This is a genomic window from Pseudomonas sp. 86_A (assembly GCF_017491705.1).
Classification (GTDB): domain Bacteria; phylum Pseudomonadota; class Gammaproteobacteria; order Pseudomonadales; family Pseudomonadaceae; genus Aquipseudomonas; species Aquipseudomonas koreensis.
Window position 1 is genome coordinate 36,355 of record NZ_JAFGYS010000004.1, and the last position, 21,231, is coordinate 57,585.

Annotated in this window: 16 protein-coding genes; 8 read left to right on the plus strand and 8 right to left on the minus strand. The window is 61.9% G+C overall.

Going from position 1 to position 21,231, the window contains the following annotated elements; translation table 11 throughout:
* The first annotated feature begins 83 nt into the window (after positions 1-83).
* From J5M57_RS07555 to J5M57_RS07575, 5 genes are read left to right on the plus strand one after another with little or no spacing between them, the layout of a single operon-like run.
* Positions 84-1,136, plus strand: coding sequence for an agmatine deiminase family protein (locus tag J5M57_RS07555; protein WP_169841881.1), 1,053 nt, complete (start codon positions 84-86; stop codon positions 1,134-1,136).
* Positions 1,137-1,139: 3 nt separating this feature from the next.
* Positions 1,140-2,048 carry an N-carbamoylputrescine amidase gene (gene aguB, locus J5M57_RS07560; RefSeq protein WP_207849529.1) on the plus strand — a complete coding sequence of 303 codons (909 nt, stop codon included), beginning with the start codon at positions 1,140-1,142 and terminating at the stop codon, positions 2,046-2,048.
* 2 nt (positions 2,049-2,050) lie between these two features.
* Positions 2,051-3,154 (plus strand): extracellular solute-binding protein, encoded by a 1,104-nt coding sequence (locus J5M57_RS07565; RefSeq protein ID WP_207849528.1) that lies wholly within the window; start codon positions 2,051-2,053, stop codon positions 3,152-3,154.
* 47 nt (positions 3,155-3,201) lie between these two features.
* Positions 3,202-4,323: an agmatine deiminase family protein gene (locus J5M57_RS07570; protein ID WP_207849527.1), complete on the plus strand. Its 1,122-nt coding sequence runs from the start codon at positions 3,202-3,204 to the stop codon at positions 4,321-4,323.
* A gap of 50 nt (positions 4,324-4,373) precedes the next feature.
* A complete protein-coding gene (locus J5M57_RS07575; RefSeq protein WP_207849526.1) occupies positions 4,374-5,396 on the plus strand; it encodes a GlxA family transcriptional regulator in 1,023 nt (340 codons plus the stop codon).
* Between the two features lie 27 nt (positions 5,397-5,423).
* On the opposite strand, the gene J5M57_RS07580 is transcribed toward J5M57_RS07575, so the two are convergent.
* Positions 5,424-6,479 carry an alpha/beta hydrolase gene (locus J5M57_RS07580; protein ID WP_207849525.1) on the minus strand — a complete coding sequence of 352 codons (1,056 nt, stop codon included), beginning with the start codon at positions 6,477-6,479 and terminating at the stop codon, positions 5,424-5,426.
* A gap of 302 nt (positions 6,480-6,781) precedes the next feature.
* Between J5M57_RS07580 and J5M57_RS07585 the strand changes: the two genes are divergently transcribed.
* Entirely contained in the window at positions 6,782-7,195 is a 414-nt protein-coding gene (locus J5M57_RS07585; RefSeq protein ID WP_083369279.1) for a cupin domain-containing protein, read from the plus strand.
* 5 nt (positions 7,196-7,200) lie between these two features.
* Here the strand turns inward: J5M57_RS07585 and J5M57_RS07590 are convergent, their stop codons facing one another.
* Together J5M57_RS07590 and J5M57_RS07595 are read right to left on the minus strand one after the other, a co-directional pair.
* Positions 7,201-8,220, minus strand: a complete 1,020-nt coding sequence (locus tag J5M57_RS07590) for an AraC family transcriptional regulator (protein WP_207849524.1) — start codon at positions 8,218-8,220, stop codon at positions 7,201-7,203.
* Between the two features lie 88 nt (positions 8,221-8,308).
* Complete coding sequence (locus J5M57_RS07595; protein WP_083369277.1) at positions 8,309-9,004, minus strand: SDR family NAD(P)-dependent oxidoreductase; 696 nt, start codon at positions 9,002-9,004, stop codon at positions 8,309-8,311.
* Between the two features lie 427 nt (positions 9,005-9,431).
* Here J5M57_RS07595 and J5M57_RS07600 point away from each other — a divergent pair, with 427 nt between their 5' ends.
* Complete coding sequence (locus tag J5M57_RS07600; protein ID WP_064589987.1) at positions 9,432-10,940, plus strand: sensor domain-containing diguanylate cyclase; 1,509 nt, start codon at positions 9,432-9,434, stop codon at positions 10,938-10,940.
* Positions 10,941-11,451: 511 nt separating this feature from the next.
* Positions 11,452-14,853, plus strand: a complete 3,402-nt coding sequence (locus J5M57_RS07605; protein ID WP_207849523.1) for an Ice nucleation protein — start codon at positions 11,452-11,454, stop codon at positions 14,851-14,853.
* A 48-nt stretch (positions 14,854-14,901) separates the two neighbouring features.
* On the opposite strand, the gene J5M57_RS07610 is transcribed toward J5M57_RS07605, so the two are convergent.
* From J5M57_RS07610 to J5M57_RS07630, 5 genes are all read right to left on the minus strand, one after another.
* Positions 14,902-15,936 carry an XdhC family protein gene (locus J5M57_RS07610; protein WP_207849522.1) on the minus strand — a complete coding sequence of 345 codons (1,035 nt, stop codon included), beginning with the start codon at positions 15,934-15,936 and terminating at the stop codon, positions 14,902-14,904.
* 12 nt (positions 15,937-15,948) lie between these two features.
* The gene (locus J5M57_RS07615) at positions 15,949-17,301 is read right to left on the minus strand and encodes a cytochrome c (protein ID WP_207849521.1); all 1,353 of its coding nucleotides are present in this window, start codon (positions 17,299-17,301) and stop codon (positions 15,949-15,951) included.
* A gap of 17 nt (positions 17,302-17,318) precedes the next feature.
* A complete protein-coding gene (locus J5M57_RS07620) occupies positions 17,319-19,571 on the minus strand; it encodes a molybdopterin cofactor-binding domain-containing protein (protein WP_207849520.1) in 2,253 nt (750 codons plus the stop codon).
* Positions 19,571-20,026 carry a (2Fe-2S)-binding protein gene (locus J5M57_RS07625; RefSeq protein WP_064587334.1) on the minus strand — a complete coding sequence of 152 codons (456 nt, stop codon included), beginning with the start codon at positions 20,024-20,026 and terminating at the stop codon, positions 19,571-19,573. Before J5M57_RS07625 ends, J5M57_RS07620 begins: the two co-directional genes overlap by 1 nt.
* Positions 20,027-20,103: 77 nt before the next feature.
* Positions 20,104-21,036 (minus strand): AraC family transcriptional regulator, encoded by a 933-nt coding sequence (locus tag J5M57_RS07630; protein WP_207849519.1) that lies wholly within the window; start codon positions 21,034-21,036, stop codon positions 20,104-20,106.
* Between the last annotated feature and the right edge of the window lie 195 nt (positions 21,037-21,231).

Here is a 21,231-nt window from a genome sequence, read left to right on the forward strand (position 1 = left end):
GCAAAATCCATCGTTTGTTTGCCTGTTTGTGCGTCCGTAGCATGGTCACCTTGAACACATTGGCTTAACTAGCGAGGCTTATCATGCAGCACAATGACAATAAAAACAGCGCTTGGATGATGCCGGCGGAGTGGGTCACCCATGCCGCCACGTGGATGGTCTGGCCGCACAACAAAACGTTGTGGGAGTCGGGGTGGCGCGTGACATTGGCGCAGGTGCAGGAAGACTTCGCCCGGGTCGCCAACGCCATCGCCCGTTTCGAACCGGTGAAGCTGGTGGTCGATCCGTCGGCCATCGCCAGCGCCAAAGCCCTGTGCGGGCCAAACATCGAATTGATCGCGCTGGCGGTCAACGACAGTTGGTGCCGCGACTCCGGCCCGAGCTTCGTCTGCCATCCGCAGCACGGGCTGGCCGGTGTCAGCTGGCGCTTCAACGCGTGGGGCGGCAAGTCGGCGCATGACCTGGACGAAAGCCTGGCACGCCGCGCCCTCAATCATCTGGGCCTGGAGTGCTTCGGCACGCCGCTGAGCAATGAAGGCGGAGCGATTCACGTTGACGGCGAGGGGACGCTGATCACCACCGAGTCGGTGCTGCTCAACCCCAATCGCAACCCGGGCATCGGCAAGGCCGAGATGGAAGAAATTTTCAGCCGCTTGCTCGGCGTGAAGAAAACCATCTGGCTGCCGGGCGATCCGGATTACGTCACTGGCGACATGACCGACGGCCATGTCGATGGCGTCTGCGCGTTCGCTCGTCCCGGCGTGTTGCTGGTGGATGCCACCCATGACCAGAACTCGGTGTACGCCGAGGTGGCGCGGGAGAATCGCCGCGCACTGGAACTGGCCACTGACGCTCAAGGCCGCCGGTTCGAACTGATCGAGCTGTTTGAGGCCAGCGAAGCGGTGGACACCGACGCCGAAGTGTTCTGCGCCTCGTACACCAATTTCTACATCGCCAACGGCGCGATCATCATGCCGGCTTACGGCATCGAGGCTGACCACGCCGCCGCCAAGGTACTGGAACAGGCCTTCCCCGGCCGCGACGTGGTGCCGGTGCGCATCAATCACCTGGCTCATGGCGGTGGCGGGGTGCATTGCATCACCCAACAGCAACCGGCCTGGCCGGTGGAGGGTTGAGAGATGAGCCATCTGACCATCGCCACCACGCAGATGCCGTGCACCTGGGACCTGCAGCACAACCTTGATCAGGCTGAGCAACTGGTCCGTGAAGCCGCCGCGCAGGGTGCGCAAGTGATCCTGCTGCAGGAGCTGTTCGCCACGCCGTACTTCTGCATCGAGCAAAGCCATAAACACCTGGCGCTGGCCGAGGAGTTTCGTGACAGCCGCATGCTCCAGCGCTTTGCCGCACTGGCGAAAGAGCTGGGCGTGGTGCTGCCACTGAGCTGGTTCGAGAAGGCCGGCAACGCGTATTTCAATTCGCTGACCGTGGCCGATGCCGACGGGCGCCTGTCGGGGGTGTATCGCAAGACCCACATCCCCAACGCCATCGGTTATCAGGAGAAGGAATATTTCAGCCCCGGCGACAGCGGTTTCAAAGTCTGGGACACCGCGTTCGGCCGCCTTGGCGTGGGCATCTGCTGGGATCAGTGGTTCCCCGAAACAGCGCGCTGCCTGGCGTTGATGGGCGCCGAAGTGCTGCTGTTTCCCACCGCCATCGGCTCTGAACCGGGCTGCGCGGCGCTGGATTCCCGTGACCACTGGCAGATGACTATGCGCGGTCACGCTGCGGCCAATCTGCTGCCAGTGGTGGCGGCGAATCGGGTCGGATGCGAGGTGGCGACCACCGATTCGGCGTTGCACATGCGCTTTTACGGCTCGTCGTTCATCAGCGATCACAAAGGCCAATTGCTCGCCGCCGCCGACCGCGACAGCACCGGTGTGTGGGTGCACGGCCTCGATCTCGACGCCATGCGCGAAGAGCGCCTGAGCTGGGGCATCTACCGTGACCGCCGCCCGGACATGTATGGCGCGCTGCTCAGCCACGACGGTCGCCACCTCCATGCACGCTGGAACACTCAAGGGGTTTGAACATGGCTACGCACCACAAACGACTGCTCGGCGTATTGGGCCTGGCGCTGACTTGCGTGATCCCGTCGCTGCATGCCGAGGATAAAACCCTACGGCTGTACAACTGGGCCGATTATTTTGCCGAAGACACCCTCAGCCGCTTCACCGCCGAAACCGGGATCAAGTTGATCTACGACGTCATGGACGGCAGCGAAACCCTCGAAGCCAAGATGCTCGCCGGCGGCAGCGGCTACGACCTGATTTTTCCCGGCGACACCGTGGCCGAGCGCCTGATGCGCGCGGGCAGCCTGATGCCGCTGGATCCATCGAAGCTGACGGCGCTGGCCGACATCGAACCCGGTTTGCAGAAACTGCGCAGCCATTACGAGCATTCCCGCCAAGCCACCGTGCCCTACACCTGGGGCACCATCGGCCTGACGTATAACGCGGCGCAGATCCAGCAGCGCATGGCCGACGCACCGGTCAACAGCCTGGATCTGTTGTTCAAACCGGAACTGGCGGCGAAATTTGCCGATTGCGGAATCTCCATGATCGACTCGCCGGACGAAGTGCTGGCGGTGGTGCTGAATTACCTGGGGCGCGATCCGCGCAGCGCGAAACCGGCGGATCTGGCGGCAGCCAGCGACTTGTTGATGAAACTGCGTCCGTACATTCGCAAGTTCCAGTCGCAACCGGTGACCGATCTGGTCAACGGCAATCTGTGCCTGTCGCTGGGTTACAGCGGTGACATGACCCAGGCTCAGCGCACCTCGGACAGCGCCGGCAAGGCCACGAAATTCCAGTACCGCATCCCTCGCGAGGGCACCACGGTGTGGATGGACACCATGGCGATTCCGGTCGATGCGCAACACCCGGAATACGCCTACGCCTTCATCAACTTCGTGATGCGCCCGCAGAACATGGCGGCGATCAGTAACTTCACCGGCTACCCGACTTCCAACGCCAAGGCGCGGGCCAGTGTCGATGCGGCCATGCGCGACAACCCGGACATTTACCCCGACGAGGCCACCTATGCTCGGTTGATCCCGGGCAAGGACATTCCCCAGGCCGACATGCGCGCCCGCATGCGCACCTGGACCAAATTCAAGACCGCCACCCACCCGTGATGCCAGCGCCGGCGCCCGCGCGCCGGCCATTTTCAGGAAAACCTGTTATGTCGACCCGTCGTGAGTTCATCAAACAAGTATCGGTCGCCGCCGGTGTCAGCGCCGCGTGCATCGGCCTTGGCCTGTCGCCGGGCAAAGTGCTGGCGGCCAGCGCAAAGGATTGGTTCATGCCCGACGAGGGCGACCCGCACGAACGCGCGTTCATCGCCTTCGGCGCGCAGGACGCGATCTGGGAGGATTTCACCGCTGACGTGCAGGCCGCCCTGGGCCGTGTCGCCCGTGCCATTGCCCGCTATGAGCCGGTGACCGTGTTCTGTCGCCAAGGCGAGCGCAGCCTGGCCGAAGAGTATTGCGGCATCCGTAATGTCACCTACGTGACCGCCGCGCTCGATGACATCTGGATGCGTGACATCGGCGCCAACTTCGTCATCGACGACAGGGGTGGCCTCGGCGCGGTCGACTTCAATTTCAACGGTTGGGGCGATAAACAGCAGCACACCAAGGACGCGAAAATCGCCGCGATTGTGGCTGACGACGCGCAAGCGACTTACCTGCGCAGCGAACTGGTGGGCGAGGGGGGCGGCATTGAAGTCGATGGTCACGGCACCGGGATCATGACCGAAAGCAGCTGGATCAACGGCAACCGCAACCCGGGCTGGAGCAAGGCAGACGTTGAGGCCGAACTGAAGGCACGGCTGGGCCTGCGCAAAATTATCTGGCTGCCGGGGATCAAGGGCAAGGACATCACCGACGCCCACGTCGATTTCTATGCGCGGTTCATCAAGCCCGGCGTGGTCATCGCCAACCTCGACACCGACCCGCAATCCTACGATCACCAGGTCACGCTGGCGCATCTGGAGATTCTCATGAAAGCCACCGATGCTGACGGTCGGCCACTGCAGATTCACACGATTTCGCCGCCGCTCAATCCACGCAAGAGCAAGTTCAACAAGAACAACCCGGACTTTGCCGCCGGCTACATCAATTACTTCGTGATCAACGGCGCGATCATCGCCCCGGAGTTCGGCGACAAGGCCGCCGACCAAAAGGCTTACGAGCTGCTGTCGAGGCTGTACCCGGAGCGCAAAGTCGAGCTGCTGAACATCGATGCGATTACGGCCGGTGGCGGCGGGATTCATTGCGTGACCAGCCATCAGCCGCAAGCGTGATTGACTCTTTGGCCCATCGAGCCAACTATCGGCGGATAACAACATGACCGATGGGCCAGACCTTGATCGAACGACGTCAATTCAGCGGAGGCATGAAGGGCAAAAACCTCCGCTATCTGAATGAGCAAGCCACCGAGACCCGCGTCACCCGCACCGGTTTTCTGTTGCTGGAGCACTTTTCGCTGCCGGCCTTCACCCAGGCGCTGGATACGATCATCACCGCCAACCTGCTGCGCGCCGGGCTCTTTACGTCGCGCACGTTTGGTCTGGGCGAGGGTGAGGTGATCAGCGATCTGGGGCTGGTGATTCGTCCGGATGGGCAAATTGATTTGGCCTGTCTGGCGGAGCTGGATCTGCTGGTGGTGTGCGGCGGCTACCGCACCGAGTTGAAGGCAAACGAGGGATTGATCAGCCTGCTGCGATGCGCCGCAGAGCGCGGCCTCAGTCTGGCCGGATTGTGGAACGGTGCGTGGTTTCTCGGCCGCGCCGGACTGCTCGATGGCTATCGTTGCGCGATCCACCCGGAACATCGTCCGGCGCTGACGGAAATTGCCAAGTCCACTCAGGTCAGCAGCGAACCTTACGTGATCGATCGCGACCGGCTTACGGCGTCCAGTCCGTCCGGGGCTTTTCACATGGCACTGGATTGGATCAAAGGCTTGCACGGCAAAGCGCTGGTCGAAGGCATCGAGGATATTCTGGCGTTCGAGGAATCGCGCTATCGGCGGATCAAGCCGGACGAAAACCTCTGCGTCAGTGCGCCGTTGCGCGAGGTGGTCAAACTGATGGACGCCAACCTCGAAGAGCCGCTGGAACTGGAGCAACTGGCGGTGTACGCCGGCCGCTCGCGACGGCAACTGGAGCGTCTGTTCAAGGAGCAACTGGGCACCACCCCGCAACGCTATTACCTGGAACTGCGCATCACCGAAGCCCGGCGCCTGTTGCAGCACACCGAGCTGTCGCAGATGGACGTGCTGGTGGCGTGCGGTTTTGTCTCGCCAAGCCACTTCAGCAAGTGCTACAGCGCGTTTTTCGGCTATCGGCCGTCCAAGGAAAAGCGCTTGGTCAAATAGCCCGAGCCGCCGTGTGTGCCGCTGGCCTCAGAGCTGATCGGCATCAATCACCGCTTGAGCAAACGCCTGCGGATCTTCCTGCGGCAGGTTATGGCCGATGCCGCCGTTGATCAGCCGGAACTGATACTTGCCGGTGAAACGCTTGGCGTAATCCTCCGGCGCCGGGTGCGGTGCGCCGTTGGCATCGCCTTCAAGAGTGATGGTCGGCACGCTGATCGACGGTGCGCTGGCGAGTTTTTGCTCCAGCGCTGCGTATTTCGCTTCGCCCTGCACCAGACCCAGACGCCAGCGGTAGTTGAACACGGTGATCTCGACGTGATCGGGGTTTTCCAGCGCCTTGGCGCTGCGCTCGAACGTCGCGTCATCGAACGCCCATTTCGGCGAGGCGAGCTGCCAGATCAGTTTGGCGAAATCGTGGGTGTTCTTGCGGTAGCCGTCGCGGCCACGCTCGGTGGCAAAGTAGAACTGATACCACCACTGCCATTCAGCCTTGGGCGGCAGCGGATTCTGGCCGGCGGCCTGATTGCCGATCAGGTAGCCGCTGACCGACACCAGCGCCTTGACCCGCTCCGGCCACAGTGCCGAGACGATGTCCGCCGAGCGCGCGCCCCAGTCGTAGCCGCCGAGCACGGCCTGCTGGATGTGCAGGGCATCCATGAAGTCGATGACGTCGCTGGCCAGCGCCGCCGGCTGGCCATTGCGCAGGGTTTGCTCCGAGAGGAAATGCGTGTCGCCATAACCCCGGGCATACGGCATCAACACCCGATAGCCCTTGGCGGCGAGCAACGGCGCCACCGCGTCGTAACTGTGAATGTCGTACGGCCAGCCGTGCAGCAAAATCACCACCGGACCTTGCGCCGAACCGGTTTCGGCGTATGCCACGTCCAGTAACCCGGCCTTCACATGCTTGAGCGGACCGAACGGCGAGGGCGCTGAATATGTTGCGGCTTGCTCGCTGGATTCAGGTGGGGCGGCGCTGGCTGTTTGTATCTGAGCAATGGCAGCCGCGCCAACCCATGCGAGGGCCAGGATCGAGCGACGTTGGGCTTTAACGGTTGTGCGGTTGTTCACGGCGATCTTCATGGTGATGTCTCCTTGGCGAGCCTTGATGGGGAAGGTGCTGCAACCCGTGCAGGCATTTGAACGCCGGGACGTATCTGGCCCATGTCGAAAAAACGCCGGGACTCAAGCGCATGTATCGCCGGGGCGCTTTCATACACTGTGATACACGGTCGATCCGCTGGCGGCGTCGCTTTGTACCGCCGTGTATCCGGCGCCGGGCGCGGTACACGCCGAGACCAAACGCCCGGTGCCTGACACATCGCCGCTACACGCCGCCCGCACAGTCGTGGCCTTCACACCACGACTGTCGAGAGGGCTCTACCATGCAACGCACATTGATTCTGGCCACTGTGGCCGCACTGGTTTCATTCACCGGCCTGGCACAGGCGGCGGACGCTCAGGCCATGAGCTGGCAGCAAGGCCTGAGCCGTACCGATCTGATTCGTCAGGACCTGGGCGCGGCCGATCGCGAAGTGATACAGGCACGCATCGATTTCGAACCGGGGGTGACTGCGCCACGGCATGCGCATCCGGGTGTCGAGGTGGCGTACGTGATCAGCGGAACCCTGGAATATCAACTTGAGGGCCGGCCGGCGGTGACCCTCAAGGCCGGGGATTCGCTGTTCATCCCGGCAGGCGTTGCGCATGTGGCGAAAAACGTCGGCAGCGACAAGGGCGTCGAACTGGCGACCTATGTCGTCAACAAGGGTCAAGCGTTGTTGCAGTTGAAACCGTAAGCGGCTTATCGGGCCCGCAGCAACTTGCGGTAATCCACCGGCGAGATCCCGCGCGCCTGGCGGAAGGAATGGCTGAACGAGCTGGCCTGCGAGTAACCCAGCATCAGGGCGATGTTCATGATGCTGGTGTCGGTGCGGCGCAAGTAATGGTCGGCCAGTTCCATGCGCATGGTTTCCAGCACCTGATTGAAGTTTTCCCCTTCGGCGGCCAGTTTGCGTTGCAAGGTACGCGGCGAAATCGCCAACTGCCGGGCCAGGCTTTTCAGGCTGAAATCGCCGGACGGCAACTGTTCGGTGAGCAGCGCACGCAAGCGGTCGGTCACGGAAAACGCCGGGTACGACAGGCACAACTGCCAATCGGCTTCCAGCAGCATGCTGCGATGCATGCGCGGATCGGCTCCATGGATCCGTGCCGAGAGTGTCGATTCGGCGAACACCAGCGCGTTGCTCCCGGCCTCGAACTGCACCGGACAACCGAAAAAGTGTTCGTACAGCGCCGGCTCGCCGACAGCGGCATGCCTCATTCGCACTTCCTGCATCGGTTGGTTGCTGGCGATCAACCAGCGCCCGAACGCCGCCCAGCCAACCATCAAGGCTTCCTGGTGCAGGGCACAGTAAGGTTCCAGTTCATTGGTGCGCTGATCTTCGAGGGTCACGCGGCCGTCGCCGATGAGGATCCTGGTCTGGCTGGAAGGGCTGTCGTAAACGATCTTGCCGAACCGCAGGATCATGTTCAGCGACTCGCCCAAGTTCGCGCTGGTCATCAGCACATAACCCAGCACGCCGTAGGTGCCGGGGCGCACCGCCGCGCCGACCAGCAGACCGAAATGCGCCAGGTTGCTGCTGCAGGCCGCCAGTTCCAGCAGGGCGCGCAGTTGCTTCATGGGGATGCGCACGATCGAGTCAGACAACTGCTCGCGTGACAGTCCGGTCTGGTGCAACAGCCAGTCGCCATCGCAGCCGTGTTGTTCGGCGACATCAAGGACGTGGTTAACGAAGGCAGCGCTGGAAGTGGCGGGTCGCATGGGGGGAGGGGAAGTCCGGTAATCCGGTGATCTTGCTTTTCCGAAAGGTGAAGGAAGCGACGTCGCCAGGCACGCGGCGTCAATAGGCCTACATGCGCCCGACCACCGGAATGCCGGTGCCGGTGACCGCCGAAGCTTGTTCCGAGATCAGAAACAGAATGACCGCCGCCAACTGGGCCGGGGTGACCCAGCGCTGGTGTTCGGCGTCGGGCATGGCCTCGCGGTTTTGCGGGGTGTCGAGAATGCTGGGCAGCACGGCATTGACGGTGATGCTCATGTCCTTGAGCTCTTCGGCCAGGCTTTCGGTCAGGCGCAGTACGCTGGATTTCGACGCGGCATAGGCGCCCATGCCCAACCCGGCTTTTGCCGCCATGCTCGCACCGATATTGACGATGCGCCCCGCCGAGGACTGCAAGAGTAACGGCAGCAAGGTTTTGCTGGCGTTCAATGCGGTTCGAAGGTTCAGCGTGTAGAGCCGGTCCCAGGCTTCTATCGTGCCGCCGAGCAACGGCTCCCACGCATAGCCGCCCGCACTGTTGACCAGTGCATCGAGGCGGCCGAAATAGCGGTTGATCTGCCGGGCGACCTCCTGGCAATCGGCGAGGGACGCCAGATCAATGCCGGACAGAACCAGTCGATTGTGCGAACTGGGCAGCCCGATCCTTGCCTGATCGATCAGCACCAGATCTGCGCCCTGGGCTGCGGCCATGTCCGCCAGGGTCTCGCCGAGATTCCCCAGGGCGCCGGTAATCGCCACAACGCGCCGTGAGAGTGACTGAGTCATCAAGAGTCCTTTCCTTTTTAAGGGCGCATACTCTAATGATATCGGTGGCCCATGGCATGCTTTTGGATGTCAACTTGTTGTGCAAAAGTGCCAAAATTTTTTGCCTGGAGAAACGCGTGCAAAGGGTCGTTAAACAGGCGTCAGAAAGTTGGCTTTGGCGCGATGCCAAAACTTCAGCAAGTGCCGTTCAATGGGGTTTCAGCGGAATCTGCCGAAGGTCGATCAAGTGTCGATTCGAAACGGTCCTGAAAGCCTGGCGATAGTTTGGGCTGGCATGCTTGCCGTACTTTTTCCCACTGCATAATCTGTTGCTGCAGCGTTTAACGGCTGCTTGTATCCTTGCGCGCGACAAGGACAGGCGGCTGCAGCCATTGAGTCAATCATGAGTCGCTGGAACGGAAAACCGGACTTTCCCAAAGGTAGTGATGTGAAGCGTGATACTCATCTGGTAGTGCTGCTGTTGGCGGTGATTGGTTGTTCCCTGGCGTCATTGACGGTATGGAAAGTGCTGGCCGCTCGTGAGCGGGCACTGGAAGAAATCAACGTCCATGGCTTGAACCTGACCCAGGCGCTGGCGACGTATTCCGAAGGCATCGTCCGTCAGAGTTCGCTGCTGTTGCTCGGCTTCGTCGAGCGTCTGGAAACCGAAGGCAGCGGTCCGGCGCAGATTGAACGGCTGAGGGCCTTGGTCAGTCGTCAGGAACCGCTGATGCCACAGCTCAGTGGCATCACCATTTACGATCGCCAGGGCCGCTGGTTGATGTCTTCCAACCGGCCGATTCCCGCCGGCGCGAACAGCAGTGATCGCGTCTATTTCATCCATCACCGCGACGACCCTTCCCGCGAAACCTTTATCGGTCCGCCGATCCAGAGCCGCTCCAATCAGGAGTGGGTGATTACCGTCAGCCGCCGTTTCAACGATGCGCAGGGCGAGTTTGCCGGCGTGGTGGCGGTCACCCTCGGGGTGGAAAACTTCCTGCGCCTGTTTGGCAAGATCGACGTCGGCCAGGAAGGCGCCATCGGCTTGTCCTATACCGACGGCACGTTGCTGGTGCGCTATCCGTTCCGCGAGCAGGACATGGGGCGCAACTTTTCCAAGTCACCGATCTATGCCAAGTATCTGGTTGATCGTTCTGTCGGCACCGCGTCGTTCACCTCCAGCCTGGATGGCGTGGAGCGGCTTTATGCCTTCCGCAAGAGTGATCGGCTGCCCCTGATCACCACCGTCGCCCTCGGCAAGCGCGAGGCCCTTGCTGCGTGGCGTCTGGAGGCGTGGCTGTCGGCAGTGGTGGTGACCGGGCTGTTGGGACTGACCGGGCTGATCGGCTGGTTTCTGATTCTGGATATCCGCCGGCGCACCCGCGCCGAAGACCAGTTGCGCGGCACGCAGCAGCAGTTGCTTTCATCCAATCGGCAGCTTGAACTGCTCGCGATGAAGGACGCCCTGACGGGGCTGGCCAACCGTCGCTGCTTTGACCAGAGCCTCGCCATGGAAGCGCGGCGCGCACAACGTGACGGCACGACGCTGGCGTTGCTGATGATCGATATCGACTATTTCAAGCTGTTTAACGACTCGTTCGGACACGTTGCCGGCGATGCCTGCCTGCAAACCGTGGGCAAGCTCCTCGGGGAATGCGTGCGACGCCCGTCAGATCTGGTGGCGCGCTACGGCGGTGAGGAAATGGGCGTGATCATGCCGGACACCGACAGTGACGGTGCGGCGGTGGTGGCGCAGCTCATTCTCGACCGCCTGAAGCAAGCGAACATCGCGCACACCGCCAGCCCGTACGGACGGCTGAGTGTCAGCATCGGCATCGCGACGGCCTCGGGCGCGCAACTGGAACGCTTGCAAGGGTTGATCGAGGTCGCGGATCAGGCGCTGTATGACGCCAAGGCGCGGGGGCGTGATCAGTTTGTGAAAGCCGTCTTTATCTAAAGTGCGGCCAGGAAACATCCGGGAGCAATTGGGGGCGGGCAGAACAAACGCCTCTTTTTTTCATTAAGTATTTCTAATCATCAATGAAATTTGCTTCATTTCGCTTTCGTTAGAGAGAGAACTGGCCAATCATTGCCTTATGTCGACGCGATAAGGCGTTATAAGCCCTTTCTCCACCTCGAGGCCATCCAGAATTACTGGAAGGGCAGAGCAGGTTTTTATCTCCTCCCGGGATCACTCTGCTTTTATGGATGTTTTGGCGAAGCAGTGAATATAGAGTCAATCAGATATTTATAGCTGTCTCCTTATGTTTCTCAATATCTCTCGATGTTGATTTGATGTAGCGGCTTTATTGAGTTGTCGCAAATTTTATATCTTTCCGAGATCTGCGCAATCGAATTTATTTATCAATTCGAATGCTGTTGCCTGCGTGGAATTCGATTGTGGAAATATATCAAGGACGTTCGCCTCCAAAGGATTCTAGAGATTGAAGTTGTGAAGGTGTTGTAAAATGAAAACCGAAAACGTTCTGGTTCTGAGGACATGCGCCAATAACATGGCCGACCACTGTGGTCTGATATGGCCTGCCTCAGGATTGGTGGAATGCAGGTTTTGGGAGCCTACGAGAAAGCTCGAGAATGGCCTGACGGGCTTGCTTTGGGGGCAGGGCTCGGATGCTCAATTGAGCATGCAGGCAGATGCGCGATGGGTCGTCTGTGAAGTTGCAGTGGGTGATTTGATTTTTCTTGAAGATGATGAAGGCGTAAAGTTTTCCCGCGCACAAGTAGTCCACGTGGGTACGAGAAGTAGCGCACTGAATTACATTGTTGACAATGCGGTTAATTATGAATCCTCGACCACCAATTTGATTGAGACTTTCAAGTTTCCTGAAGTGCAAGCAGAGGTCGTTGAGACACTCTCCACACTCCCGGTTATTGCCGGCAGTCTTCCCGATGTGGTCAATCACCGTACAACTTTGCGAGCTACGCAAAAGCTCGAAACAGCGGTCTATGGCAGTACGCTCACTGGCGCCAGTCAGAGCCAGCTCATTGCAGGTTATGGCAGCACCGCAACTGCTGGGGATAGCAGCACGCTTATTGCGGGCTACGGCAGCACCGGAACTTCAGGGTCCGACAGTTCGATCATTGCAGGGTATGGCAGCACACAAACCGCCGGAGATGAAAGCTCGCTGATGGCGGGTTACGGCAGCACCCAAACAGCCCAAGAGGGTAGCGATCTCACCGCCGGCTACGGCAGCACTGGCACCGCCGGCTCGGACAGTTCGCTGATTGCCGGCTACGGCAGCACGCAAACGGCGGGCGGAGAGAGTTCTCTGACTGCGGGTTATGGCAGTACGCAAACGGCTCAGATCGGTAGCGATCTCACCGCAGGCTATGGCAGCACCGGCACCGCCGGCTCCGACAGTTCGCTGATCGCCGGCTACGGCAGCACGCAAACGGCGGGCGGCGAGAGTTCTCTGACCGCCGGTTATGGCAGCACCCAGACGGCCCAGGAGGGCAGTGATCTCACCGCCGGCTACGGCAGCACCGGCACCGCCGGCTCCGACAGTTCGCTGATCGCCGGCTACGGCAGTACGCAAACGGCGGGCGGCGAGAGTTCTCTGACTGCCGGTTATGGCAGCACGCAAACGGCTCAGATCGGTAGCGATCTCACCGCCGGGTACGGCAGCACCGGCACCGCCGGCTCCGACAGTTCGCTGATCGCCGGCTACGGCAGTACGCAAACGGCGGGCGGCGAGAGTTCGCTGACTGCCGGTTATGGCAGTACGCAAACGGCTCAGATCGGTAGCGATCTCACCGCGGGCTACGGCAGCACCGGCACTGCCGGCTCCGACAGTTCGCTGATCGCCGGCTACGGCAGCACGCAAACGGCGGGGCAGGAAAGCTCCCTGACCGCCGGTTATGGCAGTACACAAACAGCTCAGATCGGTAGCGATCTCACCGCAGGCTACGGCAGCACGGCCACCACCGGACCCGACAGCATGGTGACTGCCGGTTACGGCAGTTCGCAAACTGCCGGCCACGGCAGTGCTCTGATTGCAGGCTACGGCAGCACTCAGACGGCGGGTTACAAAAGCATTCTGACTTCGGGGTACGGCAGCACTCAGACCGCTCAGGAAAGCAGCGACCTCATCGCGGGCTACGGCAGTACGGAAACCGCTGGCTACGACAGCTCGCTGATCGCCGGTTACGGCAGTACCCAAACTGCCGGTCACGGAAGCATCCTGACTGCCGGTTACGGCAGCACACAGACCGCACAGGAAGGCAGTTCGCTCACAGCAGGTTATGGCAGCACCAGTACCGCCGGCCCCGACAGTTCGTTGATCGCAGGGTATGGAAGCACTCAGACCGCAGGACACGAAAGCACGCTGACCGCAGGCTACGGGAGTACCCAGACCGCTCAGGAGGACAGTTCACTGACGGCGGGATATGGCAGTACCTCGACCGCGGGATACAACAGTTCGCTCATCGCAGGTTATGGCAGCACGCAAACCACGGGGTATGAAAGTACCCTGACCGCCGGATACGGCAGCACGCAAACCGCCCAGGACAATAGCTCGTTGACCGCTGGCTACGGCAGCACTTCGACGGCCGGCTATCAAAGCTCGTTGATCGCAGGTTATGGCAGCACGCAAACCGCAGGCTATGGCAGCACCCTGACTGCCGGTTACGGCAGCACTCAGACCGCCCAGGAAGAAAGTTCGCTGACCACCGGTTACGGCAGCACTTCAACGGCGGGTTACAGCAGCACTCTGGTTGCCGGTTATGGCAGCACGCAAACCGCGGGTTTCAACAGCAGCCTGACGACGGGTTATGGCAGCACTTTGACCGCCGGCTACGAAAGCACCCTGATCGCGGGATATGGCAGCACCCAGACCGCGGGGTACGACAGTATCCTGACAGCGGGGTATGGCAGCACACTCACCGCCCTCGACAGCAGTACGCTGACCGCCGGTTACGGCAGTACCGAAACGGCCGGATCCGGCAGTTCGTTGATGGCCGGCTACGGCAGTTCGCAGACTGCCGGTTACGAGAGCACGCTGACTGCCGGTTATGGCAGTACCCAGATGGCAGCGCGCGATAGCACACTCACCGCCGGTTATGGCAGTACCGGGGTGGCTGGGCAAGACAGTTCGCTGATCGCCGGTTACGGCAGCAGTTTGACCAGTGGCGTTCGCAGCTTTTTGACGGCGGGCTATGGCAGCACGTTGATCAGTGGACTTCACAGCGTTCTGACTGCCGGTTATGGCAGCAGCCTGACCTCGGGAATGCGCAGCAGCCTGACGGCCGGATACGGCAGCAACCAGATCGCCAGTCATAAGAGCTCGCTGATTGCCGGCCATGAGAGCACTCAGATTGCCGGGCATAAAAGCATGTTGATCGCCGGCAAGGGCAGCTCGCAGACAGCGGGTTCGCGCAGCACATTGATCGCCGGTGCCCATAGCATCCAGATGGCCGGTGACCGCAGCAAACTGACTGCCGGTGCAGACAGCACCCAGACAGCCGGTGACCGCAGCAAGCTCCTGGCAGGCAGCAACAGTTACCTGACCGCTGGCGATCGCAGCAAACTCACCGCCGGCGACGATTGTGTGCTGATGGCAGGGGATCGCAGCAAGCTGACCGCCGGCAAAAACTGCGTATTGACCGCAGGTGCCGACAGCCGACTCATCGGCAGCCTCGGTTCAACACTTTCCGGCGGGGAGAATTCCACGCTGGTGTTCCGCTCGTGGGACGGCAAGCGCTACACAAACGTGGTCGTCAAGACCGGGATTGACGGGGTTGAGGCTGATGTTCCGTATCAAATCGACGAGGAAAACAACGTCCTGATCAGGGCTGAAGACAACAGCGAAAAGGGGGCTGACCTTCTGGTAACCAGCGGCGGTCATCCTTGACATCTCTCTCTGACAGATCGTCCGCAGATACCGGCCGAGGAGGCGGATCTACTGCAGGGCGCTACGATGATCGGCCTGGTATTCGATGGAGTGTTTAGCCTGGGCGACCCGGAGCTCACTCGGCAGGCTCGCGCCATTCTTCGCCGCCAGAATCTCGGCCATCACGCTGACTGCGATTTCCGCAGGGGTCTTGCTGCCGATGTAGAGGCCGATCGGCCCGTGCAGGCGCTCGAGCGACGCCTCGGTCTCTCCGAAATGTTCGATCAGGCGTTCGCGGCGCAGCTGGCTGTTGCGTCGTGAGCCGATGGCGCCGATGTAGAACGCCGGGCTGTGCAGCGCTTCGAGCAAGGCCAGATCGTCGAGTTTGGGGTCATGGCTCAAGGCGACGATGCAGGTGCGCAGATCGACCGCGAAGTCGCGGACCACGTCATCGGGCATGCCGACGATGCGCTCCACGCCGTCTACCGCCCAGGTCTCGATGTATTCGGGGCGCGGGTCACAGACCGCCACCTTGAAGCCGTTGAACAACGCCATGGTCGCCAGGTACTCGGCCAGCGCACCGGCCCCGATCATCAGCATCCGATAACCCGGCCCCAAGGTATTGAGCATCTGTGTGCCATCGAAGCTGAATTGTTCCGGTGTCGCGGTGGGTTCGAGTGTGACCTGACCGCTCGCCAACGCCAGGCGCCGGCGCATCAGTTGCCCTGCGTCCAGTTGCGTCAGCAGTTCATCGAGTGACTGCCACGCCGGGTTGAACTCGAGGATCAGTTCAAGCGTGCCGCCGCAGGGCAAGCCGAATCGATGCGCCTCATCGGCGCTGACGCCATAGCGCACCACTTGCGGTGCGCTGTCGCAAAAACCGCTGCCGCCATGGGCGGTGGTGTAGCGATGGATCAGATCGTCTTCGATGCAGCCGCCGGACACGCTACCCACCACGCGACCGTCGTCACGCAAGGCCATCATCGACCCCGTCGGGCGCGGTGACGAACCCCAGGTGCGCGCCACTGTGGCGAGCAGCACACGCTCGCCGGCGGCAAGCCAGTCCCGCGCTGTGCGCAGGACCAGCAAGTCGATACTTTCCATCAGGTTCTCCTCTTAACGCATCTGCAGGATGATCGGGCTGCTGCTGGCCGGATCGGTGTGTTCACGCAACTTGCTCACCGTCTGCGCCTCAACCGCAGGGCTCTGATTGCCCCAGGTGCTGCGCATGAAGGTCAGCACGTCGGCAATCTGCTGATCCGACAACTGCTCACGGAAGGCCGGCATGCGATAGGCGTCCGGCACCCCGGCCGCCACCACACGCTGCGAACCGTTGAGGGTGATGTTGATCGCCGAGGCACTTTCCTTGGCCAGTGCAGACGTTGCGCCGGCCAGCGGTGGCATCGATTCGGGCTGACCCTTGCCATCCAGGCCATGGCACGAGGCGCAGCGCGTCACGTAGGTATGAGCACCGGGCACGTCCAGACGTTCCGCTGCCGATGCGTTTTGATATTGCCAGGGCGCGCCGTCGCGTTCGCGGTCCCCGGGCAGCGACTTCAGGTAATGCGCGATCGCGGTCAAATCCTCATCGTTCATGAACTGCGTGGAGTTGTTGAACGCCTCGGTCATCGAGCCGTAGACCACCGCGTGTTGATTGCGCCCGGTCTTGAGGAACTGCACGATCTGCGGCTCGCTCCAGCGGCCCAAACCGGTGTTGTGGTCATCGCGCAGGCTCGGTGCGTACCAGCCATCGAGCAAGGCGCCGGCGAGGTACGGCTTGCCGGATTCATCCAGTGCCTTTTCGTTGAACGCCAGGCCACGGGGCGTGTGGCAACTGCCACAGTGCCCGGCGCCCTGGACGAGGTAGGCGCCGCGGTTCCACAGGGCGTCCTGTGATGGTTTGGCGGCGTAGGGTTCGGCATCGACAAACACGCCGTTCCACATCGCAATCGGCCAGCGCAGGTTCAACGGCCACGGAATCGAACTCGGGATGTTCGCCTGCTTCACCGGCGCCACGCCTTTCATGAAGAACGCATACAGCGCACGCACGTCGTCATCACTGAGCTTGGCGTAAGACGGGTAGGGCATCGCCGGATACAGGCGGCGACTGTCGGGCGCCACGCCGTGGCGCACCGCTCGGTCGAAGTCCGCCAGGCTGTAGCGGCCGATGCCGGTTTGCGTGTCCGGGGTGATATTGGTCGCGTGGATCGCGCCCAGCGGCGTAGCCATTTCCAGCCCACCGGCGAACGGTGCACCGCCCGGCACGCTGTGACAGGCCACGCAATCGCTGAGCCGGGCGACGTATTCGCCACGGGCGACCAGCGCCGGGTCGATGTCGGCCACGGCGATCTGATGATTCTCCAGACGCGAGACAGGCTCGCGGGTGACATACCAGGCCAGCAGGCCTGCCGCGACCAGGCATGGCACGGCCAGCCAGCCTGCGGTTCTTGCGAATCGGCTGTTATTCATGGACGCTCCGGCGCTGATCAAGTGAAGGTGTGTCGGCTCATGGGCAGGCTGCGCACCCGCTGCCCGGTCAGCGTTGCCACCGCATTGGCGACGGCGGGCGCGACGGCGGGCAGCGGCGGTTCACCGATGCCGCCCATTTTTTCGCCACTCTCGATGACGCGCACGTGGACTCGAGCCATCCGCGCAGGCGGCAGGATCGGATACAAGTCATAGTTGCGCGCCCGCGGTTTGCCATCCACCCACACGGATTCCTCCACCAGGGTTTGCGACAGCCCCAACGCCACGGCGCCGTTGACCTGCGCTTCGACAATCGCCGGATTGACGATGCTGCCCGGGTCAATCGCCTGCCAGATGTCGTGCACCTTGACCTGGCCGTGCTCGATGGACACCTCGGCGATCACCGCCGTCTGGGTGCCGAACGGCGAAGCCATGGCCACGCCTCGCGCACGTTTGCTGCCGTCCTCGGCGGTAAACGGCCCGCGCTTCCAGCCGCCCGACAGCTCACCCACTGCTTGCAGCAACGTGGTCAACCGCTGGTTATCACGCAGCAGATGCAGGCGCAGTTCGAACGGGTCCTTGCCGCCCTTGTCCGCCAGTTCGTCAAGGAACGACTCATAGAAAAAGTCGTTGAGGGAATTGCCCACCGAACGCCAGTAACCAAGCATCGCCGGACCTTTGACGTAGATCTGCGCGATGCGTTTGTTGGCAATCGCGTAGGACTTGCCCGACAACCCTTCAAGCGCCGTCGGGTCGAGCTTCTCACCCTGCTTGCCGGCGAGGGCTTCGGTCGGACCTTCGGTGGCACTGATCGCCTCGATTGCCAGCGGCCAGCCGTCGTTGTCCAGCGCCGCGCGGAAGTTCACCGCCGCAACCGGACGCAGCACGTCACGCAGGAACTCTTCCTCGCGACTCCAGATCAGTTTGACCGGGCGCCCAACGGCCTTGGACAGGGCGATCGCCTGGGGATACGGGCTGGCCGAGTCGTAGAGGAAATGCCGACCGAAGAAGCCACCCAGCAATGGCGAATGCAAGGTGATGCGCGACGGATCGAGGCCTGTGCGTGTGGCGATGTCGGCACGGAACATGTCCGGCGCCTGATTCGGCAACCAGACTTCCAGTGAACCGTCCGGATTGAACCGGGCCAGCGCAGAGGGCGGCTCCAGTTGGCCGTGGTTCAGGTATTGGTTGTGGTAAGTCGCGTCGATCCGGGTCTTGGCGCTCGCCAGAATCGCAGCCACGTCGCCTTCATTTTCATCATCCTTGGCCGGGCCTTTGTCCTCTGCGAGTCGCTTGAGCCAGGCATCGCTGGAAAAGTCCGCGGGCATCGGCCGCACCTGGCTGTCTGCGGTGGGTTCCTGCCAGTCGACCTGAATCGCTTCCACCGCACGCTTTGCATGCCACCAACGTTCAGCAACCACCGCCACGGCGCCCGGCAGGCGATGCACGGAATGCACGCCTTTCATCGCCTTGACCTGGTCTTCGTTGCGCAGGTTGCCCACCGTCATCCCCAGGCGCGGCGCATGTTGAACGGCGGCGTGCAGCATGTCGTCGACCTTCAGGTCAATGCTGTACAGCGCCTTGCCCGTGGACTTGTCGTAGGCATCGACGCGCTTCACCGGTTTGCCGATCCAGCGGAACTGGCTCGGATCACGCAGCTGCACAGAGGCCGGATCGGGAACCGGCAGATCCAGCGCGTGCTCGGCCAGTTCACCGTAGGCCAGCGAACGGCCCGATTTGGCGTGCACGACTTTGCCAGGTTCGGTGCTCAACTCGCTCACCGGCACCCCCAGTTTTTGCGCACCGGCCTGCAGCAGCATGGCGCGGGCGAGGGCGCCGAGGCGGCGCATGACCGGGTAACTCATGCGCACCGACATGCTGCCGCCGGTGATGCGCAGGCCGTTTTCCATCACCACATAGGCTTCGCCGGGCGGGGCGGCTTCAACCAGAAAAGTCGCCGGGTCGGCGTCCAGTTCTTCGCCGACAATCTGCGCCATTGCGGTGAACGTGCCTTGTCCGCCTTCCATGAACGGGCAGAGCAGGCGCACGCGGTTGTCCGGGCGGATCTCGAGAAACGCCGGGACCTGCGTGCCGCGCTCGGCGCTAGTCGTTGCTGCTGCCGCTTGCACGCGGGTCACCCCCAACGGCAGGCCGAAGCCGAGCACCAGCGCACCGACGGCGGTGCCGGTCAGGAAACGCCGGCGCGATAGGTTGACCGGGTCATGCAGAGCCAGCACCGACGCTTCCTGCGCAGGGTCGATTCGAACGTTCATCAGGCCTCTCCCTTGCCGGCCAGCTCATGCACGGCGGCATGAATGGCGTTGTAAGTGCCGCAGCGGCACAGATTGACCATCGCCGCTTCGATCTGTGCATCACTTGGCTTGGGGTTCTGTTTGAGCAAGGCGGTGGCCGCCATCACCTGCCCGGACTGGCAATAGCCGCACTGCGCGACTTGCAGATCGACCCAGGTCGCGACGACCCGTTTGCCCACGTCATCGGCCTCGATCGCCTCAATCGTGGTGACCTCGCGGCCAACCACACCGGCCACCGGCGTTACGCACGAGCGGACGACGTTGCCGTCCACCAGCACCGAACAGGCGCCGCATTGCGCCAGGCCGCAGCCGTATTTGGTGCCGGTCATGCCCAAGTCATCGCGGATCACCCACAGCAGGGGCGTATCGGCGTCGGCATCGACCTGATAGGTCTTCTGGTTGATTCGTAGTTCCATGGTTCACCCGCTGATCATCGGTTGACGTGCATTGTTATAAGCGGTGACACGCGGCGAGGCGCATCACGGTTTTTCGTTCAGTTCGCGACTGCGCCGGGCGCGTCTGCCTCGAGTGGCTGCCCGCGCATCAGGGCAATATCCCGACTCGGTGCAGTGCCGAACAGGCGGGCATATTCCCGACTGAACTGCGAAGGACTTTCGTAGCCGACCGCAAACGCCGCCCGCGAGACGTCCAGGCGCTCGCTCAGCATCAGCCGCCGGGCCTCGTTCAGCCGCAGCCATTTCTGGTACTGCAAAGGGCTCATGCCGGTGAGCTGACGGAAATGATGGTGAAAGGTCGGCGCGCTCATCTGCACCCGCGCCGCCAGTTCATCGATACGCAGCGCGTCGGTGTAATTGACCTTGAGCCAGTCGATGGCCTTGGCAATGCGATAACCCTGACCGTCCACGGCAATGATCTGCCGCAGCCTGGCGCCCTGATCGGTGTTGAGCAGCCGATAGTGGATTTCCCGCAGAATCAGCGGCGCCAGCACCGGGATCGCCTCGGGTTCATCGAGCAATGCCAGCAGGCGCTCGAGGGCGTCTTCGAGGGCGGATGACAGGCTGCCAATGCCTGCGCCGGTGTTCATCGACGGCTGCCGTTTCGCCGGCAGACCACCCTTGCTGAGGACCTCGGCGAGCATGCCGACATCCAGCTTGAGCACCAGCCCGACGCAGGGCTGTTCGGGGCTGGCACGCAGCACTTCGGAGTTGGCGGGCAGGTCCAGCGACGTGACCAGAAGCCGCGCCGGGTCATAGCAGTAACCCTCGCCACCGACCCACAAACGCTTTTCGCCACGGCCCACCAGAATCAGGCTCGGCTCGATCATGCACACCACCGGGGGCGCCGGCCGGTCGCGCCGAAACAGCGACAGCCCGGGTATGGCCGTGGGGAAGTCACCCGGCACGCTCACGCGCGGGTCTATGTTCAACGCCAAGGATGATTCAGGGCGCGGAGGGGTATCGATCATGTCGGGTCACTCCTGTTGATCGAACTCTAATACGCTGCCGAGGGGTTTCCTATCCATCACCCTGCATCCTCAGAGGATCAGGCAAGCATTCAAGAGGAATGCACTAGGGCAGAGGTGGATCGACCGGGAGAATGTGTCGAACTGTTGCAGGAGAGCCCTTGCAAGGTAGCCCTTACAAAGAAAGTCCCTATGCAA